13 protein-coding genes are annotated in these 15,153 nt (G+C 56.5%); 4 read left to right on the top strand and 9 right to left on the bottom strand.

Features of this window, described 5'->3' with window-relative positions:
• Nucleotides 1–5: 5 nt before the first annotated feature.
• From ABJN86_RS13990 to ABJN86_RS13975, 4 genes are read right to left on the bottom strand one after another with little or no spacing between them, the layout of a single operon-like run.
• On the bottom strand, nt 6–1,169 hold the full coding sequence (locus ABJN86_RS13990; protein WP_348363431.1) for a M20 aminoacylase family protein: 1,164 nt from the start codon (nt 1,167–1,169) through the stop codon (nt 6–8).
• A 50-nt stretch (nt 1,170–1,219) separates the two neighbouring features.
• Nucleotides 1,220–2,371: an acetylornithine deacetylase gene (argE, locus tag ABJN86_RS13985; RefSeq protein WP_348363433.1), complete on the bottom strand. Its 1,152-nt coding sequence runs from the start codon at nt 2,369–2,371 to the stop codon at nt 1,220–1,222.
• Nucleotides 2,368–4,182 carry an ABC transporter ATP-binding protein gene (locus ABJN86_RS13980; protein ID WP_348363435.1) on the bottom strand — a complete coding sequence of 605 codons (1,815 nt, stop codon included), beginning with the start codon at nt 4,180–4,182 and terminating at the stop codon, nt 2,368–2,370. The genes argE and ABJN86_RS13980 overlap by 4 nt, the downstream gene beginning before the upstream one ends.
• Complete coding sequence (locus ABJN86_RS13975) at nt 4,175–4,423, bottom strand: hypothetical protein (protein WP_348363437.1); 249 nt, start codon at nt 4,421–4,423, stop codon at nt 4,175–4,177. Before ABJN86_RS13975 ends, ABJN86_RS13980 begins: the two co-directional genes overlap by 8 nt.
• 62 nt (nt 4,424–4,485) lie before the next feature.
• Here ABJN86_RS13975 and ABJN86_RS13970 point away from each other — a divergent pair, with 62 nt between their 5' ends.
• The 3 genes from ABJN86_RS13970 to ABJN86_RS13960 all read left to right on the top strand — a co-directional run bounded on the left by ABJN86_RS13970 (nt 4,486) and on the right by ABJN86_RS13960 (nt 8,201).
• Nucleotides 4,486–6,198 carry a peptide ABC transporter substrate-binding protein gene (locus tag ABJN86_RS13970; RefSeq protein ID WP_348363438.1) on the top strand — a complete coding sequence of 571 codons (1,713 nt, stop codon included), beginning with the start codon at nt 4,486–4,488 and terminating at the stop codon, nt 6,196–6,198.
• Nucleotides 6,199–6,277: 79 nt separating this feature from the next.
• Nucleotides 6,278–7,303, top strand: coding sequence for an ABC transporter permease (locus ABJN86_RS13965; RefSeq protein ID WP_348363440.1), 1,026 nt, complete (start codon nt 6,278–6,280; stop codon nt 7,301–7,303).
• Nucleotides 7,296–8,201 carry an ABC transporter permease gene (locus tag ABJN86_RS13960; RefSeq protein WP_348363442.1) on the top strand — a complete coding sequence of 302 codons (906 nt, stop codon included), beginning with the start codon at nt 7,296–7,298 and terminating at the stop codon, nt 8,199–8,201. Before ABJN86_RS13965 ends, ABJN86_RS13960 begins: the two co-directional genes overlap by 8 nt.
• Before the next feature lie 81 nt (nt 8,202–8,282).
• On the opposite strand, the gene ABJN86_RS13955 is transcribed toward ABJN86_RS13960, so the two are convergent.
• The 5 genes from ABJN86_RS13955 to ABJN86_RS13935 form a co-directional block, all read right to left on the bottom strand.
• Complete coding sequence (locus ABJN86_RS13955; RefSeq protein WP_348363444.1) at nt 8,283–8,567, bottom strand: hypothetical protein; 285 nt, start codon at nt 8,565–8,567, stop codon at nt 8,283–8,285.
• 104 nt (nt 8,568–8,671) lie between these two features.
• Nucleotides 8,672–9,952, bottom strand: a complete 1,281-nt coding sequence (locus tag ABJN86_RS13950) for a DUF3422 domain-containing protein (RefSeq protein ID WP_348363445.1) — start codon at nt 9,950–9,952, stop codon at nt 8,672–8,674.
• 224 nt (nt 9,953–10,176) lie between these two features.
• Nucleotides 10,177–11,034 carry a glutathione-dependent disulfide-bond oxidoreductase gene (gene yghU / locus ABJN86_RS13945; RefSeq protein WP_348363447.1) on the bottom strand — a complete coding sequence of 286 codons (858 nt, stop codon included), beginning with the start codon at nt 11,032–11,034 and terminating at the stop codon, nt 10,177–10,179.
• A gap of 144 nt (nt 11,035–11,178) precedes the next feature.
• A complete protein-coding gene (locus ABJN86_RS13940; protein WP_348363449.1) occupies nt 11,179–12,612 on the bottom strand; it encodes an NAD(P)(+) transhydrogenase (Re/Si-specific) subunit beta in 1,434 nt (477 codons plus the stop codon).
• A gap of 15 nt (nt 12,613–12,627) precedes the next feature.
• On the bottom strand, nt 12,628–14,202 hold the full coding sequence (locus ABJN86_RS13935; RefSeq protein ID WP_348363451.1) for a Re/Si-specific NAD(P)(+) transhydrogenase subunit alpha: 1,575 nt from the start codon (nt 14,200–14,202) through the stop codon (nt 12,628–12,630).
• 193 nt (nt 14,203–14,395) lie between these two features.
• Between ABJN86_RS13935 and ABJN86_RS13930 the strand changes: the two genes are divergently transcribed.
• A complete protein-coding gene (locus ABJN86_RS13930) occupies nt 14,396–15,148 on the top strand; it encodes an SDR family oxidoreductase (RefSeq protein WP_348363453.1) in 753 nt (250 codons plus the stop codon).
• Nucleotides 15,149–15,153 lie beyond the last annotated feature (5 nt).

The raw sequence follows: 15,153 nt of genomic DNA, 5'->3' as shown, positions 1-15,153 counted from the left end.
TTTGGTTAACCGGCCGAGAGCCGCTGCTCCACGATTTCGGCCCACCAGCTACATCCGGCGGGAATCGCTTCATCCGTGAAGTTGTATTCGGGGTGGTGAACTGCCGCCGTGTCCCCGTTGCCAACAAGGATATATGCGCCCGGGCGCTCCTCTAGCAAATAGGCGAAGTCTTCGCCGCCCATCACCAACGGGGCCTCTTCGCAGGCGCCGGACACTTTTGTGGCTACCGAGGCTGCGAATTCGGTCTGCTCGTCGTGGTTCACCATGACCGGATAGCCCTTCATGTAGTTCACATTCACCGTGCCGCCAAAGGTGCTGGCCACGCCTTGGGCAATGGCTGGCAACCGCTCTTCCGCCAAGTCGCGCAAGGCGGTCGACATGGTGCGAACGGTGCCCTTTAGGGTGACCGTCTCAGGGATCACATTGAAGGCTTTGCTTTCGGTCTCGAACGAGGTCACGGAGACCACGATCTGCTCCACAGGGTCCGCATTCCGCGATGCAATAGTCTGCAACGCCAAAACCAAATGGGACGCCATCACAGTGGTGTCGATGGTTTCTTGCGGTTTAGCCGCGTGGCCACCTTTGCCCGTCACGGTGATCTCAAACGTATCAGTCGCGGCAAAGAACGCGCCCGAGCGGATCGCGAAACTGCCCACTGGACGGCCCGGCCAATTGTGCATGCCGTAAACCTCGTCGATGGACCAGCGATCCATCATACCGTCTTCGCACATCTCGCGACCACCGCCGCCGCCCTCTTCGGCGGGTTGGAAGATCACGACCACGGTGCCGTCAAAATTGCGGGTCTCAGACAGATACTTTGCGGCGCCCAATAACATCGCCGTATGACCGTCATGGCCGCAAGCGTGCATCGCACCCGGTGTTTTGGAGGCATAGTCCAAGCCCGTCGCCTCAAGAATAGGAAGCGCGTCCATGTCGGCCCGCAAACCAATCGTTTTGCCAGAGGTGTTCGACTTACCTTTGATAACCCCCACGACGCCCGTGCGCCCGATGCCCTCAACGACCTCGTCGCAACCAAATGCCGCCAGTTTCTCTGCAACCAATGCTGAGGTCCGGTGGGTCTCAAACAAAATCTCAGGATTTTCATGGATATCACGTCGCCATTCGGTGATCTCGGGCAGAAGTTCGGCAAATCGGTTTTTAACAGGCATGGGAAATGTCTTTCGGAAGGAGGGATGAAGTTTTGTAATCGTAAAACGTGTTAATCAGCGAGGTGATCCACCAGCTTTTCCATAAATTCCAGTCCCGCTTTGAACTGCGAGACCTCTAGGAATTCATTGGGTTGGTGCGCTTGCGCAATGTCACCGGGGCCACAGATGATGGCGGAGTAGTCTTTTTCCTGAAACTGCCCCGCCTCAGTGCCATAGCTGACCACATGGCTGGCGTTATCGCCAGTGAGACGTCGCACAAGTTGCTCCGCCGCGCCGTCAGCTTCAGGCTGCAAGGGCGGGACGTGAAAGCGTTGGTTGATCTCTATTCGGGTCTCCGGCACGACGGCTTGCATCATGGCCTCCACCTCGGCCACTCGCTCGAACAAGGCGGCGCGGTAAGTCTCGATGTCGTCCCCCGGCACGAGGCGGAAGTCGATCCCGAACTCGCAATCCTTGGCGGTGATATTATGAGCGGTGCCGCCCCAAATCTTGCCCGTATGGGCGGTGGTAAATGGCGGGTCAAACTGCGCGGCCATCGGACTTGGCGTCGCTGACATATTCGCGTCGTTCACTTGGTTGGCCCATTCAATCAGCTTGGCCCCATACATAATGGCATTCACGCCTGTATGCATCAGCGAGGAATGAACCTCGAACCCATGCATATGGATCCACCAGCCGTAGCCCCCTTTGTGGCCAGACACCGCCTTCATCATAGACGGCTCACCCACCACAACTGCGCTGGCGGCGGGCAGATGTTTGCGCATCTCGGCGATCATCGGTGGGGCACCAAGGCAGCCGACTTCTTCGTCATAGCTTAGGGCAATTTGCAAAGGTAGCTTCACGCCACGTTCCAGCGCCATTGGCACAGCGGCCAAGGCAAGCGCGTCGAACCCCTTCATGTCGCAGGTGCCGCGGCCATAAAGCTTGCCGCCCTTCTCAACCACGGTGAAAGGATCAGTGTCCCATGCTTGGCCTTCGACCGGCACCACATCAGTGTGGCCAGACAGCACAACCCCGCCATCAACGCTTGGCCCGACATTGGCGTAGAGCGAGGCCTTGTTGCCTTCATCATTGTAAACCCGCGTGGCTGAAACTCCGTGTCCTGCAAGATAGTCCTCGACCCAGTCGATCAGGTCCAAATTGCTGACGTTGCTGACGGTCTGGAAGGACACCAACTTGTCGAGAATGTCGCGCGCATTCATGATCGCAGCACCATGTGGCCGGCCTCTACCTCGTCGTAGACCGATGGCCCTGGCTCGTGTCCAAGTGGGAATATCGGCGATGGAATGGGCTTGAAATTCAGATCCGATTCCAGCTTTCGCTGGGTAGGATCGGCAATCGGCACCGCTGACAAAAGCGCTTGGGTGTAGCTGTGTTGCGGATTCTCGAAGATTTGGCGGCGCGTGCCCAGCTCGACAATGCGCCCCAGATACATCACGCCCACATGGTGGCTAACGCGTTCAACCACCGCCATGTCGTGACTGATAAACAGCAACGAGATGCCTAAGTCGGCTTGCAGCTCCATAAACAGGTTCAAGACTTGCGCCTGTACCGACACATCCAACGCCGAGACGGCCTCATCCGCAATGATGACCTTGGGGTTCAATGCCAAGGCCCGCGCAATGGCGATACGTTGCCTTTGCCCGCCGGACAATTCGTGCGGATATCGGCGCATGAAGCTTTGCGGCAGTTGAACGCGGTCAAACAAGTCGCTGACCCGTTTGTCTATATCGCGGTTTGAGACCTCACCAAAGTTGCGAAGCGGCTCTGCCACTTGGTCCATCAACTGCATCTGCGGGTTAAGCGAGGCAAACGGGTCTTGGAACACCATCTGCATATCCTTGCGCGCCGCACGCAGGTCAGTGTTGGACATGCCCATGACATCGGTGCCGTCTAACATCACCTGTCCAGACAAGGGATCAATCAACCGCAAAATCGAGCGCCCTACGGAGGACTTCCCGCACCCAGACTCGCCAACGAGACTTAGGGTTTCACCGTGCTTGATAGAGAAGGACACATCCTCAACAGCGTGGACATTGGACACAATGCGCCGCATCAAACCGCCGCGAACCGGAAATCTTGTCGTCAGGTTTTTGACGTCTAGAACGACCTTGTCGTCATAGGTTTTTGCCGCTTTCAGCTCGCGCCCCTCGTCGCCCAGAAGGCGCATAGGTTCTGGCGCATCCTTGCCGCGCATTTCGCCTAAGCGCGGCACGGCAGCCAACAAAGATTTGGTGTAATCGTGCTGCGGGTTGTTGAATATTTGCTCAACAGGGCCGTCTTCAACCTTTTCGCCGCGGAACATCACCACCACGCGGTCAGCGATCTGTGCCACCACCGACATATCGTGCGTGATGAACATGACGGCTGCACCTGTTTCACGTTTCAGCCGGTCGATCAGGGCCAAAATTTCCGCCTGAATGGTCACATCCAGCGCCGTGGTAGGCTCATCCGCGATCAGCAGCTTAGGCTCGCATGCCAAAGCCATCGCGATGACGATACGCTGCCTCATGCCGCCTGACAGCTCATGCGGGTATTGGGACAGGCGCTGTTCAGGCTCGGGGATTCGGACTTGGCGCAGCAATTCAAGTGCGCGTTCGCGGGCCTGAGCTTTGTTCATGTCCTTATGAATACGTAAACCTTCGGTCAGCTGTTTCTCGATGGTGAAAACCGGATTTAAGGACGTCATCGGCTCTTGGAAAATCATTCCAACCTGATTCCCGCGAATCGAGCGCATGGTTGGTTGATCCGCTTGAGTGACATCAATCGGGTCACCTTCCGTAACGTCAAACAGCAGGCGACCGTTGGTGATTTCTCCACCGCCAAACTCCACCAGCCGCATCAATGATAGGGACGACACAGATTTCCCTGAGCCCGATTCTCCAACCACGCAAACGGTTTCGCCAGCTTTAACTTCAAAGCTGACATCCTTCACACCGACGACAGGGCCGTCCTTAGTTTGAAACTCTACCCGTAGGTTTTCAAAGGTGGCTATTGTTGGTGAATCAAGCATGGCTTTCCCTTTTCAGGCGTATGAGTTGAAACGCTAGTTCCATCGCGCCGCCGGTGTCAAACGATGTGCTCGCATTTTGAGCTTGTCGAATAGAAATATTAACTGAATGGTCAAATTTATATCCATTAACGATTTGCAACGCTTGCAATTTGTTTGAAAATGAGTGGAGTATCAGCAAGGCCGCAAAAAGCGACCACAATAAATTTACAAACAAACTGGGGGGTTTGGTGTCGATTTCCAATAATTTGATCCAATACCGTACGACGCCATTTGGTCGCCCCCTATTCAACAAGGAGTGACACAATGACATTAAAAACAACCCTTCTGGGGGCTGCTGCCTCGCTGGCCTTTGCGCCAATGGCGATGGCTGATGGCCATGCCGGAGAGCGTGGTCGTGACGGCAACGTGTCTATCATTTATTGGCAAGCGCCATCTATCTTGAACCCGTTCCTATCTGGCGGGACCAAAGATATCGAAGCCGCGTCAATGATCATCGAACCACTGGCTCGCTACAACGAGACAGGCGCACTGGTGCCATGGCTCGCCACAGAAATCCCAACAACTGCGAATGGCGGCGTCTCCGAAGACCTGACCTCCATCACGTGGAAGATCACCCCGGGCATCACTTGGTCCGACGGCACAGCCTTCACATCGGCTGACGTGAAATTCACCGCCGACTACTGCATGAACCCTGATGGTGGTTGTGCGCAGGTGACCAAATTTGAGGGCGTAACTTCGGTCGAAGCCATTGATGATCTGACCGTGAAGGTCACCTTCGACAAACCTACCCCATTCCCTTACGGCCCCTTCGTCGGCGGGGAGAGCCCGATCATCCAAGCCGCACAATTTGCAAACTGCACAGGCGCTGCAGCCTCCAGCTGCTCGACAGAGAACTTCAACCCAATCGGTACCGGCCCGTTCAAAGTTGTTGAGTTCAAGCCCAACGACGTGATCACCATGGAAGCCAACGACAACTACCGTGAAGAGGGCAAGCCTGCCTTCGCATCGGTGACCTTCAAAGGTGGCGGCGACGCGACGGCTGCGGGTCGTGCGGTTATGGAAACCGGCGAATTTGACTACGCTTGGAACCTTCAGCTGTCACCAGACGTCATTGCAAATATGGAAAAAGGCGGCAAAGGCACGCCGGTTGCAGGATTTGGCCCGCTGGTTGAGCGCATCATGCTGAACCAAACCAATCCATCCGCTGACCTGAGCGACGAAGATCGCTCCGTGATCCGCCCACACCCGTTCTTGGGTGATCCGGCTGTCTACCAAGCCATGTCCATGGCTATCGACCGCCCGTTGTTGGTGGAAGTGGGCTACGGCAAAGCCGGTAAAGTTACTTGTAACTGGGTTCCTGCCCCTGACGCGTTCAACTCCACCTCCATGACTTGCGACCAGCAAGATATCGAAGGTGCGAAGAAAATGCTGGAAGACGCTGGCTGGACTGATAGCAACGGCAACGGCACACGCGACAAAGACGGCGTTGAGCTGAGCGTGCTATATCAAACATCCACCAACGCGGTACGTCAGGACTTCCAAGCCCTGATCAAACAGTGGTGGTCAGAAATCGGCATCGGCGCGGAACTTCGCAACATCGACGCATCCGTGTTCTTCGGTGGTGATGCGGCCTCTCCTGATACGTTCCAGAAGTTCTACGCGGACGTGGAAATGTACGCCAACACCTTTAACGGCACGGACCCACAATCCTACCTTGCGAACGGTCTTTGCGACAAAGCACCATCGCCATCCACACAATGGCAGGGCGAAAACATCTCGCGCTTCTGTAATGAAGAGTACGATGCCCTGCACGCACAGTTGGCTGAGACTGCTGGCATCGAGGCCCGCGCTGAGATTGGCAAAAAGTTGAACGACATTATCGTGCAAAACGGCGGTATGATCCCGCTGGTGCACCGTGGTCGTTTGTCCGCACATGCCAATTCTCTTGGTGGCGTGATCCTGAACGTCTGGGATAGCGAGATCTGGAACACGGCCGACTGGTACCGCGTTAAGTAATCTCTAAACCTTGTGAGGCGGGCCTGCCCCGCCTCACATCTCCCACCCTTCCCTAAGACCTGAACCGAGGCGCCGACTTATGTTCACCTTCACGATCCGCCGGTTGATCCTTACGGTCCCGACGCTTCTGTTCATATCTTTTGTGATCTTCATGATCGTAAAGCTCAGCCCGTCTGACCCGACAGGGAACTTGCCCCTGACGATCCCTTCCGAGGTCCGTGAGCAGATCCGCGAGGCGCTTGGCGTCAACAAACCGCTGATGGTACAATACGGATTATGGCTCAAGCAATTCTTCTGGCTGGAGCCACGCATCTATCTGGAACAGGCTTTCGGCTGGGACATGGGCACCGCTGGTGAAACCCGCCTGATTTCCTACCAGACCCGCTCCCCCGTTATGGACCTGATCATGCAGCGCATGCCGCAAACCTTAATGGTGGTGGGCACGGCCTATCTGGTCGGAATTCTGATCGCGCTGCCCATCGGGATTATATCGGCCTACAAACAGTATTCTGTGTTCGACCAGATCGGCACATTGGTCTCGATGATCGGCTTCTCCGTGCCGCCATTTTTCTCGGGCGTCTTGGTGATCGTGCTGTTCTCGGTCATGATCCCAACCGACAGCTTGTTCTGGCTGCCCTCGATTTATGACACCACCCATGAGGTGGTGGATTGGGAAAGCTTCAAGTACCAGTTCCGACAGATGATCATGCCCGTGATGGTTTTGGCCTTGCAGATCACCGCGCAGATCTCGCGGTTCACGCGGGCCTCCATGCTCGACAACCTCAACCAGGACTATGTGCGCACCGCGCGCGCCAAGGGCCTAAAGGAGCAAAGCGTCGTGCTGGTCCACGTGCTGCGCAACTCCATGATCCCTGTGGTCACCGTGATCGCCCTTGGCATCCCGTCCATCTTTGGGGGCGCGATCATTACCGAGCAAGTGTTCAAGGTGAACGGCTTGGGCCAACTGCTGATCATCGCCATCCAAGGGGGCGACGTGCCAACGGTGCAAACACTGACATTCATCTTCGCGATCCTGATCGTGCTCTTCAACCTGATTGCCGATGTCCTTTACGGCATTTTGGACCCGAGGATCCGCTATGACTGATACAACACAACTTGACGCCCCACCCCGCAGCCAGTGGTGGGATGTATGGGATCAATTCAAAAGCCACAAAGGTGCGCTTTTGGGGGCCATCTTCTTCTTCATGATCATCCTTGGGGTGCTATTTGGCCCATGGATTTGGGGGATCGACCCAACGTTCATCGACATCCGTTCCCGCAACCAAGGCCCCAGCCTTGCGCATCCCATGGGTACCGACCAGCTTGGCCGTGACACTTTTGCGCGAATGATGGCAGGGGGGCGTGTGTCCTTGGCTGTGGGCCTGACCGCGATGGCGCTGGCTTTGGGCTTGGGCACATTGGTCGGGGTCCTCGCGGGCTACTACAAGAAGATTGACGGCCTACTGATGCGGACGACTGACTTGTTTCTGGCCCTACCCTTGTTGCCGCTCCTGTTGGTCATCATCATGCTGTTTCGCGACAAGCTGAACGCTGCCTTCGGGCCCGAGGGTGGTATCTTCGTATTGATGGTGGCAGCCATCGGGGCGACATCATGGATGCAAACCGCGCGGATCGTGCGTGGCGACGTGTTGGCAATCAAGGAGCGAGAGTTCGTGCTCGCAGCTCGCTCCATCGGCACCCCGAACCGGCGTATGATCACCCGCCACATCCTGCCCAACGTGCTGTCCCCGATCATGGTGTCCGCAACCTTGGGCATCGCAAACGCGATCATTACAGAAAGCGCGCTGAGCTTTCTTGGTCTAGGCTTCCCACCGGATTTCCCAACTTGGGGTCGCCTGCTGTTCGATAGCGTCGACTACCTGCAACAGTACCCCGAGCGGGTAATGTGGCCCGGCTTGGCGATCTCTCTGACCGTGTTGTCGGTGAACTACATGGGCGACGGCTTGCGCGATGCGTTGGATCCGAAAATTCGCGGGCGCTAAACTCCCGCGCAAAGCTGACAATCAAAAGGCCCGGATGCTCAACGCTCCGGGCCTTTTAAATTCCGAACATGATGGAAAGGCTTAGCCCTTCATCTTCTTCATCACCATGCCGACAACCATTTGTACGACCATGCCGCCTACGCCGCCGCCGATGAGGTTTCCGGCAATAGCGCCGATGTCCATGCCGCCCGCAGCATCACCGCCCGCAGCGCCCATCAGGCCGCCGATGAGTGATCCGCCACCTACGCCGCCGACCGCGCCAGCAACCAAGTTGCCAATACCGCCCATGCTGCCACCAGCGTTAACTTTACCGCCTGCCATGCCGCCTACGGCACCACCGACAAGTTGTGAAATAAGTGTTTCCATGAGTGTCCCTCGCTCTGTTGTCCCGTTGATCTACGCCAACCGGTGTGCGAAATGATCACTTTTTAGGCGAAACTGTCAACATATTGTGTAAATTGACGTAGCGCCTACCCCATCTTCTCTCGAATTCTGTGGACCATCCACCATACGGTCAAAATAACGATCGGAGTGGTAATTGCCGCCAAACCCAGTTTTGACAACCCAAATGCATAGGCCGCAGGTTGTGTCACATAGAGCACCAGATTGACCGCGTAATAGCTGATCGCCACCACCGACAAACCTTCAACCGTTTTTTGCAAGCGCAGTTGCAGGTCGGCACGTTGGTCCATGCTTTCAAGTAGCTTTTGGTTCTGCGCGGAGCGCTCCACATCCACGCGGGTCCGCAACAGATCGCCCGCGCGAATGGCCCGTTCCGCCATGGTTTGCAAACGCCGCTCCGACGCTTTGACGGTGCGCATAGCGGGATCAAAGCGCCGCATCATGAATTCGGTGAAGGTCTGGCGCCCCTCTAAGCGTTCCTCGCGCAGAACCTCAATGCGTTGGTTCACAATCGCCTCGTAAGCGCCTGTCGCGCCAAAGCGAAACGACGATTGCGCCAACAGGCTTTCCAACTCCGCCGAGGTCGCCAACAACTCGTTCAGCGTCTCCTCCGAGTCGGTCGCCCCTTTGGTCATCGCCATCATAAGCCCTGACAAGGTCGCATCCAGCTCCCCCATTCGAGGGTCAATTTCACGCACCCGCGCCAAGCCCAACATCGACATGCTTTTGTAGGTCTCGATCTCGCACAACCGCTGTACGATCCGTCCGATCCGGCGCCTCCCCGTCCCTTTCGCCGTAAACACAGCCAATCGCATATGCCCCGCGGCATCGATCCGAAAATCCCCCGCAATAGTTGCAGCCCCATCTAGCACAGTGCTAACGGCTAGGCTCTCTGGCACGAACCAATCATCGACAAGTTTCGAGACAACCTTCGTCCCCGGCTCTTCTTCCACACGGATCAGCGCGGAAGTGATCCGTACCCCCGGCGCGTCTGTGAGCCAGTCGGCAGGGAACGCATCAAAAGCCTTAGGATCAAACGGGCGATCCTCCAAGTTTGGCATGAACAGCGTATAGGTTACGAACTCGGTGTGTTGCTCCCACTTGAGCTTGTATTTACCCAGTTCACCAAACCAATGGGTCGCATCAGGCTGTGGGTGTTGCGCACCGTAGCGGTCTAACAGTTGGGTCAGATGAGTGTGGTCCGCACCGCGGTCTCGCTCCGCCGCTTGTTCGGGGCGTTTGATCGCCAAATAGATAGCCCCACAAGGCGCATCCAATGACGGAAACGGGCGGGCGTGTAGCTCGTTGGCCAATGCGTAGCGTAGCGGGTGGTCTTGAATAGGTGTCATGTGTTCAACCGTTGGTCTTGATCTCATGGAGATACGCCAAGAATGTTTGCAAGAAAAGAATTTTATATTAAAAATCAAATAGTTAGAAGTATGCCATGGTATGCAATTAGCTTGATAAGCCCCCCCTTTTAAGACAAGGCGTTGATTTACAACAAAACATAGCCCCAAAGCAAAAATGCCGCCCTGCTGAAAAACAGGGCGGCAAAAGCTCAATCGCTAAAGGATTAATCTTGCAGCTTGTCTTGTGTCTTCGTCTCGAAGTCCGAAGCGTCATGACGCTCGTGCAACTGCCCTTCCAGCGGACCAGAAGTCCGGTTGACCATCACACCGCGCTGGACCGCCGGACGTGCCGCGATCTGCTTTTCCCAACGCAAGACATGCTCGTATTCGTGCACGCTTAGGAACTCGCCCGCTTCATAGCCACCACCGGTGACCATGCGGCCATACCATGGCCAAGTTGCGATATCAGCGATCGTGTAGGTGTCACCTGCAAGGTACTCGTTGTCCTCAAGGTGCTTGTCCAACACATCCAATTGACGCTTCACTTCCATCGCGAAACGCTCGATCGGGTATTCCTGCTTGGTTGGGGCGTAGTGGTAAAAGTGGCCAAAGCCGCCACCAAGATACGGTGCGGAGCCTTGCAGCCAGAACAGCCAGTTCATGGTCTCAGAGCGCTTTTCAGGGTCGGCAGGTAGGAACGCCCCGAATTTTTCGGCCAGGTAGAACAGTATCGAGCCGCTCTCAAACACCCGCGTCAACGACTTGGTGTCGAACATCGCTGGGATCTTGGAGTTCGGGTTCACATCCACGAACCCGCTGGAGAACTGGTCCCCCTCGCCGATTTTGATCAGCCATGCGTCATACTCCGCGCCAGAATGCCCAAGCGCCAACAGCTCTTCAAGCATGATGGTGACCTTTTGGCCGTTCGGTGTCGCCAAGCTATAAAGCTGGAACGGATGCTTGCCGACGGGCAGGTCCTTATCATGGGTTGGACCAGAAATAGGGCGGTTGATCGATGCAAAGGTGCCGCCGGATGGCTGCTCCCACTTCCATACTTTCGCGGGGACGTATTCTTCAGTCATGTGATTGTTCTCCTTTGCGCACAGAGAACCCCGTGCAGCGCGTTTGTGCAATTCCAAAATGCGCACAGAGTTTGTGCGCAGCCATAAAATAAAACAAGCCCCGCCATTTCTGGCGGGGCTTGCAACGTCAAACATATGTTCAGCTTAGTCAATCTTAGGCAGCAAGCTGTCCAAGGACGCCTTCGCATCACCGTAGAACATCCGTGTGTTGTCCTTGAAGAACAGCGGGTTCTCGATGCCCGAGTAGCCTGTGCCTTGGCCACGCTTGGACACGAACACCTGCTTGGCTTTCCAACATTCCAACACCGGCATGCCAGCGATAGGCGAGTTAGGATCGTCCTGTGCCGCTGGATTAACGATGTCGTTGGAGCCGATCACAATAGCCACATCCGTCTCTGGGAAGTCGTCGTTGATCTCGTCCATCTCCATCACGATGTCATACGGCACTTTGGCCTCCGCCAGCAGCACGTTCATGTGGCCCGGCAAACGACCCGCAACGGGGTGGATCGCGAAGCGCACGTTCTTGCCTTGGGCGCGAAGCTTGCGCACCAGCTCAGCCACGGAGGACTGCGCTTGTGCCACTGCCATGCCGTAGCCCGGGATGATCACAACGCTGTCGGCCTCATTGAGAGCCGTGGCCACGCCGTCTGCATCGATGGCGACTTGCTCGCCCTCAACCGCCATCTGTGGGCCAGTTGTGCCGCCGAAGCCGCCCAAGATAACCGAGATGAAAGAGCGGTTCATCGCCTTACACATGATGTAGCTGAGGATCGCGCCAGAAGAGCCAACCAGCGCGCCAACCACGATCAACAGATCGTTGCCGAGGCTGAAGCCAATCGCCGCCGCAGCCCAGCCAGAGTAGCTGTTCAACATGGACACAACCACTGGCATATCCGCGCCGCCGATGCCCGTGATCAGGTGGTAGCCGATGAACAGCGCCGCCAAAGTCATCAAGAACAGCGGGAAGAACCCGCCTGTGTTGAAGTACCAGATCAAGGCCAACAACGAGACCGCAGCAGCACCCGCGTTCAACATGTGACCGCCTGGAAGCTTCTTGGCTGCGCTGTCTACTTTGCCCGCCAATTTGCCGTAAGCCACGACAGAACCTGTGAAGGTAACCGCACCGATGAAAATGCCTAAGAAAAGCTCAACCCGCAGGATCGAAATCTCAACGCCCGATTTATGCGCCAGCAATGCAGCGAAGCCTTCCAGCGCGTGGCGCTCGGCCTCGCCCATGGCCATAACACGGCCCAGCTCGATATGCGCGATTAGGCCAACGAAGACCGCCGCCAAACCAACGAGCGAGTGCATGGCTGCAACCAGCTCTGGCATCTCGGTCATTTTAACCTTGGTTGCCAATTGATACCCAATTGCCCCGCCGCCTGCGATCAGCAGAAGCGACAAGAACCAGTAGCCAGCACCGGGGCCCACAAGCGTTGCAGCCACGGCCAAAGCCATGCCCACAATGCCATACCAAACGGCGCGTTTAGCGCTTTCTTGGCCAGACAAGCCGCCAAGCGACAAGATGAATAATACAGCGGCAACAACGTAAGCCGCGGTGGTAAATCCGAATTCCATGATCTCTACCCCTACTTACGATTTCTGGAACATGGCGAGCATACGCCGTGTCACAAGGAAGCCGCCGAAGATGTTAATGCCGGTCATGAAGACCGCCAGCGCTGCCAGCAAGATCACAAGGAAGGACCCTGATCCGATCTGCATCAATGCGCCCAAAATGATGATCGACGAGATGGCGTTGGTCACGGCCATCAAGGGTGTGTGCAGCGAATGCGCCACGCCCCAGATCACTTGGAAGCCGATGAACACCGACAGCACAAACACGATGAAGTGCTGCATGAAGCTTGCCGGTGCCACAAGGCCCACAGCCAGCAACAGCGCCGCGCCAACCGCAATCAAAGTGACTTGCGTCTTGGTCTCTTTTTGGAAGTCCGCAACCTCTTTGGCCGCTTTTTCTTCCGCCGTCAGCTCTGGCACTGCCGCCTTCTTAGGGGCTGCAGCAATCGCGGCTACCTTTGGTGGTGGTGGCGGGAATGTGATCTCCTTGTCGAAGGTCACGGTCGCGCCGCGGATCACGTCGTCTTCCATGTTGTGGTCGATCACACCGTCTTTTTCTGGTGTAAGATCGAACAACATGTGTCTGATATTGTTTGAATAAAGCGTCGAGGCCTGTGCGCCCATACGGGATGGGAAGTCGGTGTAGCCGATAATGGTCACGCCGTTGTCGGTGACGATTTTTTCATCCATGACGGTCAGCTTACAGTTGCCGCCCTTCTCAGCCGCAAGGTCAACGATGACCGAGCCGGGCTTCATCGCGGCGACCATATCTTCGGTCCACAGCTCTGGCGCTTCGCGGTTCGGGATCAACGCGGTGGTAATCACGATGTCGACCTCTGGGGCCAACTCGCGGAACTTTGCCAGTTGCGCCTCGCGGAACTCTGGCGAGGACACGGAGGCGTAGCCGCCTGATGCGGAGCCGTCCGCTTGCTCTTCCTCAAAATCGAGGAAGACGAATTCTGCGCCCATCGATTCAACTTGCTCTGCCACTTCTGGGCGCACGTCGAATGCATATGTGATCGCGCCAAGCGATGTCGCGGTGCCAATGGCGGCCAAGCCAGCCACACCAGCGCCCACAACCAAAACCTTGGCTGGAGGAACTTTACCCGCAGCCGTCACCTGGCCGGTGAAGAAGCGACCAAAGTTGTTACCGGCTTCGATAACTGCGCGGTAACCCGCGATGTTAGCCATAGACGACAAAGCGTCCATCTTCTGAGCGCGAGAAATCCGTGGAACCATTTCCATCGCGATCACGCGTGCGCCCGCTTTCTTAGCGGCTTCCATGCCTGCCTCATTGGCGGCTGGGTTGAAGAAGGAGATCAGGGTTTGCCCGTCGCGCAGCTTCTTGCTTTCTGCAGTGCTGGGTTGGCGCACTTTGACGACAACGTCTGCGGCTTTCCACAATGCGGCGGCGGTCTTTACGACCTCAACGCCTGCATCTTTATATACTTTGTCCGAAAAGCCAGCCAACGCGCCTGCGCCCGCTTCGATCACACATGTGTGGCCAAGTTTCTGGATTTGCAACGCAGATTCCGGCGTCATGGCAACGCGTGCTTCGCCTTCGTAAGTTTCTTTCGGTGCCCCGATTTTCATTGAGGGTCCCCCATCGTCTAAGTGAATTTCATTCGCAGATAGATCGTCAATATCGTCGCCTTTGACGATTCACAAGCCGATGAGTGGTATACGAAAGTATACTGTATTGATTGAATAGTATCACGCAATATTCTGTCGCACTGGACGTGCGCCTCATCCGCGTTAGGGTGAAGCCAGTGGAAAAGGAAGCCAAATGGAACTTGCGGGCAAACATGCATTGGTAACAGGTGGTGGCACGGGCATTGGCCTCGCCATTGCAAAGGCACTGGCGGACGCTGGCGCACAGGTCACGATATCGGGCCGCCGGATGGACGTGCTGCAAAACGTCGCAAGCCCCTCTATGCACCCTCTCCTCATGGATGTGACGGACCCAGACCAAGTGTCGTCCGGCGTCGAGGCCGCCATCACCGCTCGCGGCCCGATCCAAATTTGTGTGCCGAACGCGGGCATAGCTGAGGGGCGGAGCCTGTCAAAAATGGATCTAAATTTCTGGCGTCGCACCATGGCCACCAACCTCGACGGCGCGATGCTGACCATTCAAGCCTGCCTGCCTTCTATGCTGACAACCGACTGGGGTCGCGTGATTGCAGTGTCCTCCATCGCGGGGGTACGCGGGTTGCGTGGCGCACCCGCCTACACCGCTTCCAAACACGGGCTTATCGGCCTAATCCGAGGGCTAAGCGAGGACTACATGGGCGGCCCCTACACCTTCAACGCGCTGTGCCCTGGCTATGTGGACACCGAAATCGTCACCCGCAGCACCGTCGAGATATCCAAACGTGCAGGCCTATCGGAAGAAGACGCGCTGAACACCATGGTCCGCTCGAACCGCCACAAACGCCTGATCGATGCCAGCGAAGTAGGCGAAGCCGCTTTGTGGCTCTGCGGCGCTGGCTCGGGCTCAATCAACGGGCAAACCGTCGAAATATCGGGCGGGCAGGTTTAAGGGGC

Origin of the sequence: Litoreibacter sp. (assembly GCF_039974535.1) — a bacterium.
Taxonomy (GTDB): Bacteria; Pseudomonadota; Alphaproteobacteria; order Rhodobacterales; family Rhodobacteraceae; genus Litoreibacter.
Note: the sequence above shows the minus strand (reverse complement) of the source record. Positions and strands in the feature narration are given on the sequence as shown.